Origin of the sequence: Achromobacter marplatensis, from assembly GCF_049060505.1 — a bacterium.
GTDB classification, from domain to species: Bacteria; Pseudomonadota; Gammaproteobacteria; order Burkholderiales; family Burkholderiaceae_B; genus Achromobacter; species Achromobacter marplatensis_A.
This window is the reverse complement of sequence record NZ_JBMGRB010000011.1, coordinates 201,653-216,630: the sequence shown is the minus strand read 5'-3', so window position 1 is coordinate 216,630 and position 14,978 is coordinate 201,653. Positions and strand designations below refer to the sequence as shown.

At 65.2% G+C, this 14,978-nt stretch carries 18 protein-coding genes; 6 read left to right on the top strand and 12 right to left on the bottom strand.

The features are described from left to right. Positions 1-18: 18 nt before the first annotated feature. The 4 genes from ACI0FO_RS25345 to ACI0FO_RS25330 all read right to left on the bottom strand — a co-directional run bounded on the left by ACI0FO_RS25345 (position 19) and on the right by ACI0FO_RS25330 (position 3,623). On the bottom strand, positions 19-669 hold the full coding sequence (locus ACI0FO_RS25345; RefSeq protein ID WP_416031289.1) for a DsbA family protein: 651 nt from the start codon (positions 667-669) through the stop codon (positions 19-21). A gap of 106 nt (positions 670-775) precedes the next feature. Continuing rightward, entirely contained in the window at positions 776-2,251 is a 1,476-nt protein-coding gene (locus ACI0FO_RS25340; RefSeq protein WP_416031287.1) for an inorganic phosphate transporter, read from the bottom strand. Between the two features lie 108 nt (positions 2,252-2,359). Beyond that, positions 2,360-2,485, bottom strand: coding sequence for a hypothetical protein (locus tag ACI0FO_RS25335; protein WP_255410200.1), 126 nt, complete (start codon positions 2,483-2,485; stop codon positions 2,360-2,362). Between the two features lie 13 nt (positions 2,486-2,498). Continuing rightward, a complete protein-coding gene (locus ACI0FO_RS25330; RefSeq protein ID WP_416031285.1) occupies positions 2,499-3,623 on the bottom strand; it encodes a D-alanyl-lipoteichoic acid biosynthesis protein DltD in 1,125 nt (374 codons plus the stop codon). 288 nt (positions 3,624-3,911) lie between these two features. Here ACI0FO_RS25330 and mog point away from each other — a divergent pair, with 288 nt between their 5' ends. From mog to ACI0FO_RS25315, 3 genes are all read left to right on the top strand, one after another. Next, complete coding sequence (mog, locus tag ACI0FO_RS25325) at positions 3,912-4,544, top strand: molybdopterin adenylyltransferase (protein WP_416031283.1); 633 nt, start codon at positions 3,912-3,914, stop codon at positions 4,542-4,544. Between the two features lie 84 nt (positions 4,545-4,628). Then, positions 4,629-4,967, top strand: coding sequence for a hypothetical protein (locus ACI0FO_RS25320; protein ID WP_105559127.1), 339 nt, complete (start codon positions 4,629-4,631; stop codon positions 4,965-4,967). Positions 4,968-4,972: 5 nt separating this feature from the next. After that, positions 4,973-5,842 carry a peptidoglycan DD-metalloendopeptidase family protein gene (locus ACI0FO_RS25315; protein ID WP_416031281.1) on the top strand — a complete coding sequence of 290 codons (870 nt, stop codon included), beginning with the start codon at positions 4,973-4,975 and terminating at the stop codon, positions 5,840-5,842. Between the two features lie 4 nt (positions 5,843-5,846). Here ACI0FO_RS25315 and ACI0FO_RS25310 read toward each other — a convergent pair whose 3' ends face one another. From ACI0FO_RS25310 to ACI0FO_RS25290, 5 genes are all read right to left on the bottom strand, one after another. Then, positions 5,847-6,134, bottom strand: a complete 288-nt coding sequence (locus tag ACI0FO_RS25310; protein ID WP_416031279.1) for a hypothetical protein — start codon at positions 6,132-6,134, stop codon at positions 5,847-5,849. 156 nt (positions 6,135-6,290) lie between these two features. Beyond that, positions 6,291-6,554, bottom strand: a complete 264-nt coding sequence (infA, locus tag ACI0FO_RS25305) for a translation initiation factor IF-1 (RefSeq protein WP_006221179.1) — start codon at positions 6,552-6,554, stop codon at positions 6,291-6,293. Between the two features lie 567 nt (positions 6,555-7,121). Beyond that, complete coding sequence (locus ACI0FO_RS25300) at positions 7,122-7,661, bottom strand: SRPBCC family protein (protein ID WP_416031276.1); 540 nt, start codon at positions 7,659-7,661, stop codon at positions 7,122-7,124. Continuing rightward, the gene (locus ACI0FO_RS25295) at positions 7,654-8,019 is read right to left on the bottom strand and encodes an ArsR/SmtB family transcription factor (RefSeq protein WP_416031274.1); all 366 of its coding nucleotides are present in this window, start codon (positions 8,017-8,019) and stop codon (positions 7,654-7,656) included. The genes ACI0FO_RS25300 and ACI0FO_RS25295 overlap by 8 nt, the downstream gene beginning before the upstream one ends. A gap of 52 nt (positions 8,020-8,071) precedes the next feature. After that, the gene (locus ACI0FO_RS25290; RefSeq protein WP_416031272.1) at positions 8,072-8,503 is read right to left on the bottom strand and encodes a GFA family protein; all 432 of its coding nucleotides are present in this window, start codon (positions 8,501-8,503) and stop codon (positions 8,072-8,074) included. Positions 8,504-8,709: 206 nt separating this feature from the next. On the opposite strand from ACI0FO_RS25290, the gene phnC reads away from it, so the two are divergent. The 3 genes from phnC (at position 8,710) to phnE (ending at position 11,466) form a co-directional block, all read left to right on the top strand. Further along, positions 8,710-9,552: a phosphonate ABC transporter ATP-binding protein gene (gene phnC / locus ACI0FO_RS25285; protein WP_416031270.1), complete on the top strand. Its 843-nt coding sequence runs from the start codon at positions 8,710-8,712 to the stop codon at positions 9,550-9,552. 54 nt (positions 9,553-9,606) lie between these two features. Next, the gene (gene phnD, locus ACI0FO_RS25280) at positions 9,607-10,590 is read left to right on the top strand and encodes a phosphonate ABC transporter substrate-binding protein (RefSeq protein WP_416031268.1); all 984 of its coding nucleotides are present in this window, start codon (positions 9,607-9,609) and stop codon (positions 10,588-10,590) included. Positions 10,591-10,671: 81 nt separating this feature from the next. After that, positions 10,672-11,466 carry a phosphonate ABC transporter, permease protein PhnE gene (gene phnE, locus ACI0FO_RS25275; protein ID WP_105559119.1) on the top strand — a complete coding sequence of 265 codons (795 nt, stop codon included), beginning with the start codon at positions 10,672-10,674 and terminating at the stop codon, positions 11,464-11,466. A gap of 44 nt (positions 11,467-11,510) precedes the next feature. Here the strand turns inward: phnE and ACI0FO_RS25270 are convergent, their stop codons facing one another. The 3 genes from ACI0FO_RS25270 to ACI0FO_RS25260 form a co-directional block, all read right to left on the bottom strand. Then, positions 11,511-12,023 (bottom strand): GAF domain-containing protein, encoded by a 513-nt coding sequence (locus tag ACI0FO_RS25270; RefSeq protein ID WP_416031265.1) that lies wholly within the window; start codon positions 12,021-12,023, stop codon positions 11,511-11,513. After that, positions 12,020-12,994, bottom strand: coding sequence for a Bug family tripartite tricarboxylate transporter substrate binding protein (locus ACI0FO_RS25265; RefSeq protein WP_416031263.1), 975 nt, complete (start codon positions 12,992-12,994; stop codon positions 12,020-12,022). Before ACI0FO_RS25265 ends, ACI0FO_RS25270 begins: the two co-directional genes overlap by 4 nt. Before the next feature lie 64 nt (positions 12,995-13,058). Beyond that, entirely contained in the window at positions 13,059-14,894 is a 1,836-nt protein-coding gene (locus ACI0FO_RS25260; RefSeq protein WP_416031261.1) for a gamma-glutamyltransferase family protein, read from the bottom strand. Positions 14,895-14,978 lie beyond the last annotated feature (84 nt).

Here is a 14,978-nt window from a genome sequence, read left to right as displayed (position 1 = left end):
GCGTGGCGTTGCGGCGGACTAGGCCTGGATGCGTTCGCTCAGGCTCGCCTGCCATTGGGCCGGGCGGCCCAGATAGCGGCTGGGCTCCAGCAGCGTATGCACGCCATTGTGCTCCAGTGCCAGCGTCGGAAAACCCGTGCCGCCGACCCGAGCCAGCAGGCGGCGGCTGGCGGCGATGTGCGCGGCCGTATCGGCGCCCGAGGCCGCCGCGTAGGCCGCGTCGAAGCCGTCGCCGTCCAGGCCGATATCTCGGGCTAGCGCCTTCAGTACGTCCGAATCGGCGATGCGCAGGCCCTGCACATAGTGCGCGCGCTGCAGGCGTTTAAGCAGGTCCAGCCCTCGGCCACCCAGGGCGTCGGCCGCCATGATGGCGGTGGTGGGCGGTTCGGAATCGAACACCGCGCCCGCGTCGCGGAGCAGGCCATCGAAATAGTCCTTGCCGAAGACCTGGCCGGTCATGCCGGCGATGCGTTCGTCATGCGGCATGACGTAGCGGCGCAGCGCGTCGGTGACGGGCTGGCGGTTGCTGCCTGTCATCATGCCGCCGCCATGCCCGACCACGGTCAGGCCGGCGACGGCGCGGGCGGCGTCCACCAGCGGCGCGGCGCCATAGCACCAGCCGCAAAGCGGGTCGAAAATGTAATGCAAGGTGGGAGTTTGCGTAGCCATGGCGTCATCGTAGACGCGGGCTGCGGCGGAAAACAGCCTGGCGCGGTAGCCAGAGTGTTGCGCGGGCCGGGCAGGTTGCCTGCACGGCCCGCGACGCAGATTCGGATTAGCCCGTGATCTGCACGCCGATCCAGAAGAGGCCGGCCGCCAGCGCCATCGAAGCGGGCAGGGTCAGTACCCAGGCCAGCAAAATGTTGCGCACCGTGTTGCCCTGCAACCCGGTCTTGTTGGCGATCATCGTGCCGGCCACGCCGGAGGACAACACGTGGGTGGTGGATACCGGCAGGCTGAACACGTTGGCCAGGCCGATGGCGGCCACCGCCGTCACCTGCGCCGACATGCCCTGGGCATACGTCATGCCCTGTTTGCCGATCTTTTCGCCCACGGTCAGCACCACGCGGCGCCAGCCCACCATGGTGCCCGCGCCCAGCGCCAGCGCTACGGCCACAATGACCCAGAACGGCGCATATTCGGTGGTGGCGGTCAGGTCCGCGCGCAGGCGTTGCAAGTCGGCGCGTTCGCGCGCGGGCAGCCCTTCGATACGCGAGACCTTCTTGGCCGTATCGTCCAGGCACAACAGGTAGCGGCGCACGTTGATGCGCTTGTCGGCGGACAGATCGGCGTAGTTGTTGACGCCGGCCAGGTCGGCTTGCAGCGCCGCGATGGTTGGCATCGTCAGTTCCGGATCGCAGCGGAAATTGCGCGGCAGTTCGGTGGTCGCGTCCGTGTGCTTGAGGGCCAGGAAATCGCCCAGCATGGCTTCGTTGCGCTGGTAGAACACGCTCAGGTGGTTCGCCGCGTCGCGGGTACGTTCGATCTGGTAGGTGGTGCTGGTTGTGTCCAGCACGAAATTGGCGGGCACGATGCCGATCAGCACCAGCATGATCAGGCCGATGCCTTTTTGCCCGTCATTGGACCCGTGCACGAAGCTCACGCCCATGGCCGACAGCACCAGCACCAGGCGGTTCCAGAACGGCGGATGCTTCTTGTTGTCGATCGCGCGGCGCTGGTCCGGCGTCTTGTGCATCTTGGACAGCGGCAGCCAGCGTTTAAGCAGCAGTAGCAAGCCGCCCGCCACCAGGAATCCCGCCACGGGCGAGGCCACGAGCGACAGGCCGATATCGATGGCCTTGCCCCAGTTGACGCCATCTGCCAGGGGCAGGTCGGTGATCAGCGCATTGGCCAGCCCAACGCCCAGGATCGAGCCGATCAGGGTGTGCGAGCTGGACGCGGGGATGCCGAAGTACCAGGTACCCAGGTTCCAGGCGATGGCGGCCGCCAGCATGGCGAACACCATGGCCAGCCCGCGGCCGGTGTCCACGTTGATCAGCAGTTCCACCGGCAGCAGGTGGACGATCGCGTAGGCCACGCCCACGCCGCCCAGCAACACGCCAAGGAAGTTGAAAACGCCCGACAGCACCACCGCCAGATGCGGCGGCATGGCTTTGGTGTAGATGACTGTCGCCACGGCGTTTGCCGTGTCGTGGAAGCCGTTGATGAATTCGAAGGCCAGGACGAATGTCAGGGCCAGCACAAGACTGAGGCCAACCCAGAGATCTAGGCCGTGGAATAGGTCGAACATGGAGGCGGGGGCGAGGTTCCGGCGAGAGGAGCCGATTATTGCAGATTTGTGACCTGACCCTGGTTGCGTCGGAAAACCACTGCCCCGTTTCCCCCCAGGCCCGGGGCGTCAGAATTTCGAGTACTGGAACTCGATTTCCATCGGTTTGCCCAGATTGGCCGCGGTATCGGCCTGGATCAGCATCACGGCCACGACGCCCAGGTATAGCAGGCAGAGCCAAAGGGTTCTTTTCATTTCGGGATGCCTTTCAGGGTCTGAAGACTTCGGCGATTTTCTGGTTGACGCGCAGCCACCCCAGTTCGCCCAGGTGCTGCACGTCGCGCAGCATGCCAACTTCGAAGGGCGCGCCGTACATGTCCATGCAGGTCATGGCGTAGCGTTGGCACAGGCGGGCAACGTCCTGCTGGATGGGCTCGAAGCGGGCCAAGTCCTTGAAGACCATCGGATGCAGCGGCTGCATCACGAACAGTGCGTTTACCCCGCGTTGGTGCAGCAAGGCCATCAGGGCGGTCAGTTCGCGCAGCTCATCGCGGCCGGTCAGCGGCTGTGGCTGGTAGGCGGTTTTTCCGCCTTCGGGGATCGCGCGCAGGTATTTATTGAAGAATTCGTCCCGCACCGCATAGCGGTTGCCGCCCATCTGGCTCTGCTCGGCGTCCTGCGCCTGACTGGCCAGCGCATCCCAGTCCACCACGCGCGCGGCGGCGGCCGGACCTTCGCGTTCCCGTTCGGGAGCCGGCGCGGCATAGGCCGGGGCCCACAGGTCGACCAGGCGCTGGCGGAACACGTAGGCCTGTTCGGCCGCCATGGACCAGAACACGCCGGCGTCGCCCTTGTCGCGCAGCCAGCGCGCCAGCTCCGCCCGGCCCTCGGGTTGCTTCAGCAGGCGGGGCAGCAGCGGGTTGGCGTGTTCCTTGAATTCATCCACGCCCAATCCGCCGTCACCGTCGAACCATCCGGGCGACAGCATCACCACCACCCGCGAGGCGGGCGACAGATCGTCTGCCAGCGCCGCCAGCACCAATTGCATTCCCAACGACTGGAACCCGGAATGGCCGTAGGCCAGCACCGGCATCTGCAACTCGTCGGCCAGATAGCGGTAGGGCACGAAGCGCAGGTCGTTGCTGGTGAGCTCGGAAGATCCCAGGATCACCAGGCGGTCGCCCGTGCGCAGCGCCTGGCTCATGGTCGACAGGTTGCGCGTTTGTTCCTGCAGGGTGTTGCCCAGGTTCGGGATGTAGAGGCCGGGGGCCGCCGTGGGCGCGGGCCCGGTTTTCAGCGCCAGCGAGTGCCAGGCCCACGCGCCGCAAGCGGCGGCGGCGGACAAGGCCAGCGCCGCAGCCAGCGCGTGCTGCCGTAGAGTGCGTGTGAACATGGATGGGGCGGACGGCGTCGCGGCGGAATACCGAAATTGATTTTGTTAGCGGATGTTATCCAGCGCGTATGACGGGAACAAGCGCGGGAAACGGGGGCCAGGGCCGATTCGCTTTTTTGCCACAGCGCGGGGCGATGCCGGCACGGCGGCTGGCGCGCTTCCTCCCGGGAAAGAATGCGATAGCATCGACATCGCGCGGATCTTCTGGATTTCCATGATTGACCGCGCCGGGCGACGCTTTTCCGCGCCGCTTCCGCTTTTTTTCCACTCTCCACGACGCTGCCGCCCATGACCGCCATGACCCGAATCGCCCGCCGCCATCCCGACGAACTGATCATCGGCCTGGTGTCCGTTTCCGACCGTGCCTCTTCCGGCACCTACCAGGACCAGGGCTTGCCCGCGCTGCGGGAATGGCTGGGGTCCGCGCTGGCCTCCCCCTGGCAGGCGGTGGACCGCCTGATTCCGGACGAGGCTGCCCGCATTTCCGAAACGCTGATCGAACTGGTGGACATCTGTGGATGCGATCTGGTGCTGACCACCGGCGGCACTGGCCCCGCCCGCCGCGATGTCACGCCCGAGGCCACGCTGGCCGTCGCCACCAAGGAAATGCCCGGCTTTGGCGAACAGATGCGCCAGATCAGCCTGCGCTTCGTTCCCACCGCGATCCTGTCGCGCCAGGTTGCCGTCATCCGCGAAACGCCGTCCCACGCGGCTTTGATCGTGAACCTTCCCGGCCAGCCGAAGTCCATACGCGAGACGCTGGAAGGTTTGAGGGGCGAAGATGGCGCCGTGCAGGTGCCGGGCATCTTCGCCGCCATTCCTTATTGCATCGACCTGATCGGCGGCCCATACGCGGAAACGCGGACGGACGTCATCGACGCATTTCGCCCTAAATCGGCGCGCCGCGCGGTGCCGTCCTGAGCCGTGGTTGCGCAAGAGCGGCCCGATGGCTGCGTTATAGTTTCTGCCGCCCCTTTCCCCCTCCTGCTTGAGAGTCTTACCGTCATGAAGGTTCGTTTCGCCCTGTCCCTTACCGTCCTGGCCGCGTTGACGGCCTGCGCCAATGTCAAAGACGTGCGCCAGCGCGATCCGGTCTTTTATGGCGCCACCCAGCGCACGGCCGAGGACTACACCCGGTGCGTGGCCGATGCCTGGAAGAACCAGGGCGTCAACTTCAAGCAGAACACCGTGCGCAATGGTTTTGAACTGGTTCAGGAAGACAGCCTGGGCGTTGAAGCCGTGCTGACGACCACGACCTGGAAGGGCAAGACCGAAACCCGCCTATCGACGCGCATCGCTCGCCGCGACCAAAGCATCATCGAACCCGCGAACCTGTGCCTGTAAGCGCCATGTTCAATCGCCGCGAAGTACTACGCGCGGGGCTGGCCGCCGCCGCCATCGGTTTCGGGCTGCCGGCGCGCGCGCAGGCGCAGCAAGGGTTCATTTCGCGCAAACTGAACGCACCCGTGCCCGGCGGCGTGGCCGTGCTGGCGCTGGGCGATGCCGATCGCGCGCCGGAAGTCAGCTTCCTGGACCGGCGCGTGCTGGTCGTGCGCGAAGAAGGTAAGCAGTGGATCGCCGTGGTCGGCATTCCGCTCAGTGTGAAGCCCGGCGAACAGCAGGTGGTGGTCAGCGACGCCCGTGGCTCGCGCAAGCTGCCGTTCAAGGTGGTCGCCAAGGAATACGTGGCGCAGCACATTACCCTGAAGAATCCGCGGCAGGTCGATCCCAATCCGGACGACATGAAACGCATCGAACGCGAGATGGCCGAGCAAAGCGCGGCCAACCGGACGTATCGGGCGGGCGTCACGCCCAGCAACCTGCTGCTTGACCGCCCGGTGAACGGCGGCCGCCTGTCCAGCCCGTTTGGCCTGCGGCGCTTTTTCAACGGAAAGGAACGCAACCCGCATTCGGGGCTGGACTTCGCCGTGCCGGCCGGAACGCCGATCAAAGCGCCCGCAGCGGGCGTGGTCGTGCTGGTGGGGGATTATTTCTTCAACGGCAAGACGGTCTTCGTCGACCATGGGCAGGGCTTTGTCAGCATGTTCTGCCACATGTCGGCCATCGATGTGAAGGTGGGCGACGAGGTGCCGCGCGGCGGCGTGGTGGGGAAGGTAGGCGCGACGGGCCGGGCAACGGGGCCGCATCTGCACTGGAACGTCAGCCTGAACGATGCGCGGGTCGATCCCGCGATCTTCATCGGGGCATTCAAGCCCTGATTGTTCAGGCCGTGGCGGTCTGCTGCGCGATCTTGTTCAGGACGAACTGGTGCATGCGCTCGGCATATTCCATCTGCTGGCGCACATGGCGTTGCTGGGCTTCCTGCTCGTCCAGGCAGTTGTCGTACTTGATCTTGGCTTCGGCGTAGGTCAGGCCGGTGTTGCGCAGGCTGTTGATGAATGCCTCGCGTGACTGGTTAAGCAGGCGCAGGCCTTCCTCCCCTTTCGCGAATTTTCTTCGCGCCCGGGAAAGCTGGTCGGCGGCGGCTTGCAACTCTTCTTTAAGTTCCATCTTGCTTCATGCGTATCCCGCCAGACATTGCGCCTGGCAAGCGCGCCATTCTTTCACGAACGGACGTCCCACGCATTACGGCATCTCGCGGTTCGGGCTTAAGCCCGCGCGAGCAGGGGCAGGGAGCCGGCCTGCGGCCGGCCCTGGCGCCCTGGCTTAACGGCGGTACTGCTGGGGACGATGCGGAGCGGGAGCGCGCTCGTCCTTGTGACGGAAGTTGATGCGGCCCTTGGTCAGGTCGTAGGGCGACATTTCCAGGGTGACGCGATCGCCTGCCAGGATGCGGATACGGTGCTTGCGGATGCGGCCGGAGGCATAGGCGCCAACTTCGATGCCGTTGTCCAGTTTGACGCGGTAGCGGCTATCGGGCAGCACTTCGTCAACGATGCCATCCAATTCGATGAGTTCTTCTTTAGCCATTCTCTACTCCTTGATCAATACGCGCAGCCAGGCCGGCGGCATGACGCGCCGCGCGAGGCGGCAAGCGCGTTGGACTCAAATAACCAGGTCCAGCGGTTTGAACGTGAAACGTTCGGGCAAGCGCGGGTAAGAGCCATGGCATCCCTAGCGGATGTCTGAAATGACGAATACTCGCGCAGCGTGGGCAATATGCGCGCAGTGCGCGGCTTGGTCGCGACACCGTGCAAGCGCACAGCGCCGGAAGAAGCGGGGTGGGACGGTTGTTGCAACGCCGGGCGGCAAAACAATGTTGCGGCGTCGTTCGCGTTATTGGCGCGCGTGTGTTTCGTGTCTTGCGTGCGTTTCGGGTGTTTCGTGTCTTTCGCAACTATCCGTTCGAGATAAATCTCAACCAAACCGGGGGCAGCCTGGGTATCTTGGGGGTCGCCCGAAGGGATACAGGTTGGCACGCAGAGTGACCGAAGCCCGGTTTTTTGCGGAAAAATCACGGACTTATGTTACTGCAAAGCGCAGCGATTAGCCAGTATTTATCTGCCGCTGCGCCGTGATAGTTGCTACAGAACGACTCTAGGCCCCGGGGATGCGCGTCTTGTAGTCGGCTTCCCAGCGGTGATGTGCGGACCAGAATGGGCCGGGCTCCCGCCCTTCCAGCCTGGCCGACAGCACGCCCAGGTGGGTGTGCCAGCCGCCCGCCACATCGACCATGTCGCCGCGGGAGTTCAGCTTGCGGTGCGTCAGCACCAGCAGCGTGCCTTCGCCTTCGGGGGACAGTTCGAACATCACTTCGGAAGGTTCGCCCTTGGAACCGCCCCAGGTAAAGGCCAGCAGCCGGGGCGGCTCGCAGCGGGTGATGACGCCGTGGGTGGTGACGCCGTTTTCGTAGGCCTGATAGGGCGCTGGCGTGGGCTCGGCCACGGAGGACAGATCGGCGTGTACGAAACGCAGGGTCACGCCACCGCCCTCGCGCAATTCCATGTCGCCGGCGGCCAGCCAGCGGCCACGTTTTTCGGATTCGGTCAGGAACGCCCATACGGTTTCCACGCTGGCGGGAAGCTGGCGGGTAAAGCGCAAGGTCGTGGGATCCAGGACGACGCCGTGATCACTCATGTTGCTCTCCTAGGGACGGGGGCGGGGGGGAATGAGCGGTCAGCGCCGAAGTCAGCGCATCCAGCTTGCCCGCCCAGAATTGTTCATAGAAACGCAGCCATTCCATGGCCTCGGCCATGGGTTCCGGATTCAGGCTGCACACATGGGTGCGGCCGTTGACGGTGCGCCGGATCAGGCCGGCGCGTTCCAGGGCCTGCACATGCTTGGAGGCGCCGGCGAAACTCATGCGCAGGGGCGCGGCCAGCTCTCCGATGGTTCTATCCCCTTGCGTCAGGCTGCGCAGCATGTCGCGGCGCGTGGGATCGGCCAGCGCGCGAAAGACGGCATCCAGGGCGGGGGCGGGAATAAGTTCAACCATAAGGTTGAATATAGATCGATGCGCGTCAACATTCAACCAACAGGTTGAGTTTTTATGTAACGACCTGGGCCCGCGATTCGTCCACGCCGTGGAATTCGCCCGGGTATTGCGGCAGGCCATCCGTGATGTCGAACCAAGGCGCCTTGGCTGCTACGTGGCAATGCGCGGTGGGCCGCACGCCGGGATCGTCGTCCAAGGCGCCTAACGGCAGGCCATAGGTATCCGGCGTTTGATCGAAGCGGCTAAGCAGCGGCGTGCCGCAGGCTTCGCAGAAGCCCCGGTAGTTGCCCGGCGACGAGGCATACCAGGTCACGTGATTCTCGCCCTTCGTCCACTGAAAGTCGGTGGCCTGGACCGATGCGCGGCTGCGAAAGGCCGCGCCGTGCGATTTGCGGCACATGACGCAATGGCAGTTCAGGGCGTTGGTGAGGGGGCCGTTGATTTCGTAAGCCACGCGGCCGCACAGGCAGGAACCTTTGATCATGATGAGCGCCAGGCAAGTGAGGGGACCCTTCAAATATACCCGCGCCGCAAGGCGGCGCAACCTGCGCGCTGGACCGTTTATGACGAAGGTCTTTCAGCCGGTTGCTGACCCCTTATTTTCCGCGAAATGAATCGATCCCCGGGTCATCGCGCTGTCATGCAGCGAAAACAGAATGCCGCAATGACCACACAAAAGGGGATCAGACGATGACTTACGCCATCGAAGTGCACAACTTGAGCAAGACCTTCCATGCCGGCGCCAAGGCGTTGGACGACGTCAGCCTTCAAGTGGCCGACGGCGAAATGGTGGCGTTGCTGGGCGCGTCGGGGTCGGGCAAGTCCACGCTGCTGCGCCATCTTGCGGGCTTTGTCGCCGGTGATGCAGGGCAAGGCAGCGTCAGGGTCAACGGCCAGCAGATCCAGCAGAATGGCCGCCTGAGCCGCAATGTGCGTGCCGCGCGCGCCGGCATCGGCTTTGTGTTCCAGCAATTCAATCTGGTCGGCCGCCTGCCGGTCATCACCAATGTCCTGACTGGCCTGCTGCCGCGTGTGCCGCTGTGGCGCAGCCTGACCCGTTGTTTCCTGCGCGGCGAAGTGCGCCAGGGGCTGGAAGCGCTTGCCCAGGTTGGTATAGACGACTATGCATTTCAACGCGCCTCCACGCTGTCCGGCGGCCAGCAGCAACGCGCCGCGATCGCACGCACGCTGGTGCAGAACGCGCGTGTGATCCTGGCCGACGAACCCATTGCGTCGCTGGACCCCGAGTCGTCGCGCCGGGTGATGGACACGCTGGCCCAGATCAACCGCAGCCGCAAAGTGGCCGTGGTGGTGTCGCTGCACCAGGTCGACGTGGCGCTGCGCTATTGCCCCCGCGTGGTCGCGCTGCGTCACGGCAAGGTGGTCTACGACGGCCGCGCGGCTGACCTGACGCCGGAAATGCTGCGTGACCTGTACGGCTCCGAGCTGAGCGAACTGCTTCCTGAATATTCCTCGCGCGCGCCGGCCCTGTCCGGTCTGGCGCCGTTGTCCCAACTGGCGCAAGCGGCCTGAAGCCCGCGTCGTCGCGCTTTTGCCCTCTTTGCCCTTACATACCCCGGAGTCCCCATGCTACGCAGAACCTTCGTCACCCTGATCGCCGCCGCCGCGCTGTCCACGCAGGCCTACGCGCAAGACGCCAAGACGTTGAACTTCGGCATTATTTCGACCGAGTCGTCGACCAACCTGAAGTCCGTGTGGCAACCCGTCATTGATGACCTCAGCCGTGCCGTCGGCGTGCCGGTCAAACCCTTCTTTGCGTCGGACTATGCCGGCATTATCGAGGGCATGCGCTTTAATAAGGTGCAATTGGGCTGGTTCGGCAACAAGTCGGCCATCGAAGCCGTGGACCGCGCCAAGGGCGAAGTGTTCGCCTCGGTCATCGACAAGGACGGCAACCCCGGCTATTGGTCGCTGCTGATCGTCAACAAGGACAGCAACCTGAAGACGCTGGACGACGTGTTGAAGAACGGCGCCAAGCTGAGCTACGGCGCGGGCGACCCCAACTCCACGTCCGGCACCGCCGTGCCCGGGTACTACCTGTGGGCGGCCAATAAGATCGAGCCCAAGACCTTTTTCAAAACGGTACGCGCCAGCAACCATGAAACCAATCTGCTGTCGGTCATCAACAAGCAGGTTGACGTGGCGGTCAACAACACCGAAGCGCTGGAGCGCTATCGCCTGAGCACCGGCAAGGACGCCAACGACAGCGTGCGCGTGTTGTGGAAGTCGCCGTTGATTCCGGCCGACCCGCTCGTCATGCGCTCGGACCTGCCTGCGGATATCAAAGCCCGCGTTCGCGACTTCTTCGTCAACTACGGCAAGGGCAAGGACGCCGAGCGTGAATTGGCGAATCTGAAGGCGCTGACCTACCAGGGCTTCCGCGCGTCGGACAACCAGCAGTTGGTGCCGATCCGCCAGATCGAACTGGCCCGCGAAAAGGCCAAGATCGAAGCCGACACCACGCTGGGCCAAGCCGAAAAACAAAAGCAGCTGAGCGAGTTGGACGGCAAGCTGGCCAGCCTGGGGCAGCCCGCCACCGCCAAGCAATAAGCCTTGCCGCAAGACGCCGGCGCGCAATCAAGTGCGCCGGCGCCTATTCCTCAAATGCTTCCAAGCGGACCGTCTTTCTCCATGAACCTAGCCACCCACCCCTCCCGCTTGCCTGCCGCGCCGCGCTCGTCGCTGCCGGTCCTTATTGTCTGGGCCGTCGTGCTGGCGCTGCTTGTCATGTCGTGGCGCGGCGCGGACATGCGGCCGCTGGACCTGCTGCGCGACTCGGGCAATATGGCCCAGTTCGCCGCCGATTTCTTCCCGCCCAATTTCCGCGATTGGCGCATGTACCTGGACGAGATGATCGTGACGGTGCAGATTGCCGTGTGGGGCACCTTTCTTGCCATCGTCGTGGCGGTGCCGCTGGGGTTGTTGTGTTCGTCGAACATGGTGCCGGCGTGGGTCTACCAGCCGATGCGCCGCTTGATGGACGCCTGCCGCGCCATCAATGAAATGGTGTTCGCAATGCTGTTCATCGTGGCGGTGGGCCTGGGTCCCTTCGCGGGGGTGCTGGCCCTGTGGGTGCACACGACCGGCGTGCTGGCCAAACTGTTCTCGGAAGCCGTCGAAGCCATCGACCCGCGCCCGGTCGAAGGCGTGCGGGCCACCGGCGCGAATGCGTTGGAAGAAATCGTCTACGGCGTGATCCCGCAGGTGCTGCCGCTGTGGATCTCTTATTCGCTGTACCGCTTTGAGTCGAACGTGCGTTCGGCGTCGGTGGTCGGCATCGTGGGCGCGGGCGGCATCGGCACGGTGTTGTGGGAAATCATCCGTAGTTTCCGTTACGCCGAAACCTGCGCGGTGATGATCATTATCGTGGCCTTCGTGATCGTGATCGACATGTTGTCGTCGAGAATCCGGCGGGCGTTGATCTAAGCGGAAAGTGGCCCGCCAGGCGCGGGCCACTTTCCCAGGCGTTGTCAGCCCGCGGCGCGTAGCGCCAGGAACGCCGGCAACGCCAGCAAACCGGCCAGCCGGGCGTGGTCGACATCCGCTTCCGACACCTTCGCGCGCGGCATCAGGAAGTTCACGGTGCCCAGGCATGCGCCGGCGTAGATCACCGGAATGTTGATCACCGATTGCAGGCCCAGGTCGCGGATCGCGTCGTGGTCGTTGAAGAACTCGCGGATCGCGGCTTCGCCTTCGCCTACGAATACCCGCTGCTCAAGCAGGACATGACGGCCCCAGGACGTGCCGCGCTTGTCCTTGCTGCCGCCTGGGGGATAGGCCTGCGGATTGGAACTGTACAGGCGCACGACGCGCATGGCGTCCGCGTCGTAGCGGTTGACGGTGCACAGGGCGTGTCCCAGCGCGGCGCGGGCGTAGGCATCGACGGCTTGCAGCGCGGCGGCCGCGTCCGAGGAGGCGTAAGCCAGGGCAACGGCCTGCACGCTGCCCGGCACGGGATGATGCGCGATAGCGTGTCCGGTCATTCCGCGGTGATCCCCAATTCCTTGATCAGCTTGCCGTACTTGTCGGCGTCGCGCACCAGGATCTGGCCGAATTGCTCTGGCGTCGTCTCGGTCAGCAGCACGCCCATGTCGCCCATTTTCTTGATGACGTCGGGGCGTTTCAGGATCAGGTTGATCTCGCGGTTCAGGCGTTCGGTTAGTTCGGGCGGCATGCCCGCCGGGCCGAACGCGCCATACCAGACCGACAGCTCGTAGCCGGGCAGCGTTTCGGCGACGGTGGGCACCTCGGGCAGCAGCGGCGAACGCTTTTCTTCGGTGACGGCCAGCAGTTTCAGCTTGCCGGTCTGCACGTGCGGCAGCGTCTGCGTGCCCGCGCTGAACAGCATCTGGGTGCGGCCGGCCACCGTGTCCAGCACGGCGGGGGCGCCGCCGCGGTAGGGGATGTGCATCATCTTCACGCCGGCGGCTTTTTCGAACAGCGCCGCGCTCAGGTGGTTGGTCGAGCCTTGGCCGGCCGACGCGTAGGCGACGGTGTCCGGGTGCGCTTTCACGTAGGCGATGAACTCCTTCAGGTTCGTCGCGGGCACCGACGGATGAACCACCATCGTGTTCGTTACCAGCGCCAGCTCGGCGATGGGCGTGAAGTCCTTCACGCCGTCGAACGGCATGTTGGAATACAGCGCCTGGTTCATGGTGTGCGTGCTCATCGAACCGACCAGCAGCGTGTAGCCGTCGGGCTTGGCGCGGGCCACGAAGGTGGTGCCGATATTGCCGGACGCGCCGGAGCGGTTCTCGACGATGACGGACTGGCCCAGTGATTTCGTCAACCCTTCCGACAGCACGCGCGCCAGGATGTCGGTGGAGCCGCCCGCCGCCCAGGGCACGATCAGCGTGATGGGTTTTTCCGGCCAGGCGGCCTGGGACAGCGCGGGCGCGGTCAGCGCCAGTCCGAACGCGCAGGCGCGTAACAATCGTTTGAATCGCAACGTCATGGTGATTACCCCTTGTGCAAGTGCCGGTCTGGACGCCGGCTGGAATGGAAATGGTTGATCAGGATCATCGGCCGACCGCATAGCCCTGCATGCCGCGCGGGTTGGCGCCGGCGCGCAGCAGCAAGCCGCCGCCCGCCGCGGGTTCGCGCGTGCAGGCGCTGATCCGGCCTTCGGACCAGGCGGGTCCCACCTTGACCTCGTGGCCGGCATCGCGCAGCGCCTGGACGGTGGCCTCGGGCAGGCGCGACTCCACCGTCAGGCGGTTCAGCGTCTGGGTGCGTGGCCAGAACGAGCCCGGGAAATGGTCGATGTGCCAGGACGGCGCGTCGATGGCTTCCTGCAGGTTCAGGCCCATCGCGTGGCGCAGGAAGAACGCCACGGTCCATTGGTCCTGTTGGTCGCCGCCCGGCGTGCCGAACGCCATATAGGGTTGCCCGTCGCGCAGCACCAGGCCGGGCGACAAGGTGGTGCAAGGGCGCTTGCCCGGCTGCAACTGGCCCGCCACGCCCTCGTCCAGCCACGTCATCTGCAGCCGGGTCGTCAACGGGAAACCCAGGCCCGGCACCACCGGGCTGGACGACAGCCAGCCGCCCGAAGGCGTGGCGGCCACCATGTTGCCGTGGCGGTCGATCACGTCGATCTGGCAGGTGTCGCCCACGAAGATCTCGCGCGCGGCCCATTCGGCCACGGGCGGCAGCGCCGCGAACGTGGGCTCGCCCACGCCGAACCGGATGTCGGAGGCGGCCAGCGTGCGGCCTGCGGCAGCCAGATCGGGCAGGCGGGGGGCCATGCCGTCGGGGCTGCCGGGTTGCAAAACGGTGGACGCTTGCGCGCCGATGCCCGCGGCTCGCTGCCGCGCATACGCGTCGCTCAGCAGCGCGGCCAGAGGCACTTGCACGAAGTCGGGGTCGCCATACCAGGCGGCACGGTCGGCGAACGCCAGTTTGGCGGCTTCGGCGATGCGATGCACGAATTGCGGCGAGGTCGGGTCCAGGCCATCCAGCCCCAAGTGCCGCAGCATCGCCAACTGCTGCAAATGCACGGGGCCTTGCGACCAGACGCCGCATTTGGCCACGGTGTAGCGGCCGTATTGCGCGGTGGCCGGTTCATCGTAGGTGGCGCGCCAGTCGGCCATGTCCGCTTTGCGCAGCAGCCCGCGGTTGCGTTGCCCGGTGGTGTCGCGCACGGCCTCATGGGTGTAGTAGGCGTCGATCGCATCGGCAACGAAACCGCGGTACCAGCTCTCCAGCGCGGCGTCGATCCGGCCGCACCGGTCGCCGCTGGCGGCATGCGCGTCGTTCAGGATGCGCGTGTAGGTCGCGGCGATGGCGGGCGTGCGGAACAGGGCGTCGGGCGCCGGTACGCGGCCATCCGGCATCCAGACATCGCGCGAAGTCGTCCATTCATCGCGGAACAGCGCTTGCACGGCCAGGATGGCCTGCGACACGCGCGGCACCAGCGGAAAGCCGTTGCGCGCATAGTCGATGGCCGGTTGCAGCACGTCGGCCAGCTCCCAGGTTCCGTAGTCGCGCAGCAAGGTCAGCCAGGCGCCGAATGCGCCGGGCACGGTGGCAGGCAGCAGGCCGATGCCGGGCACCAGTTCCACCCCCAGTTCCCGGAAATACGCAGGCGTGGCCAAGGCGGGCGCGGGCCCCTGGCCGCAGAGCGCGCGCATGCGCTGTTCGCTTTCGCTCCAGAGCAGGATGGGCACTTCGCCGCCCGGCCCGTTCAGGTGGGGTTCGACGATCTGCAACGTGAAGCCGCCTGCGACGGCGGCGTCATAGGCGTTGCCGCCTCGCTCCAGCACGCCCATCGCCACCTGCGTGGCCAGCCAGTGCGTGGAGGACACAACGCCGAAGGTGCCGCGTATTTCGGGACGGGTGGTGAAGGAATCGCGCATGGTGACGGAAAGGGCAGCGGGGAAAGTGAATGGAAGTATAGGATCGTGAAATAACTCGATTCTGCTTTGTTGGCATAATTGAAT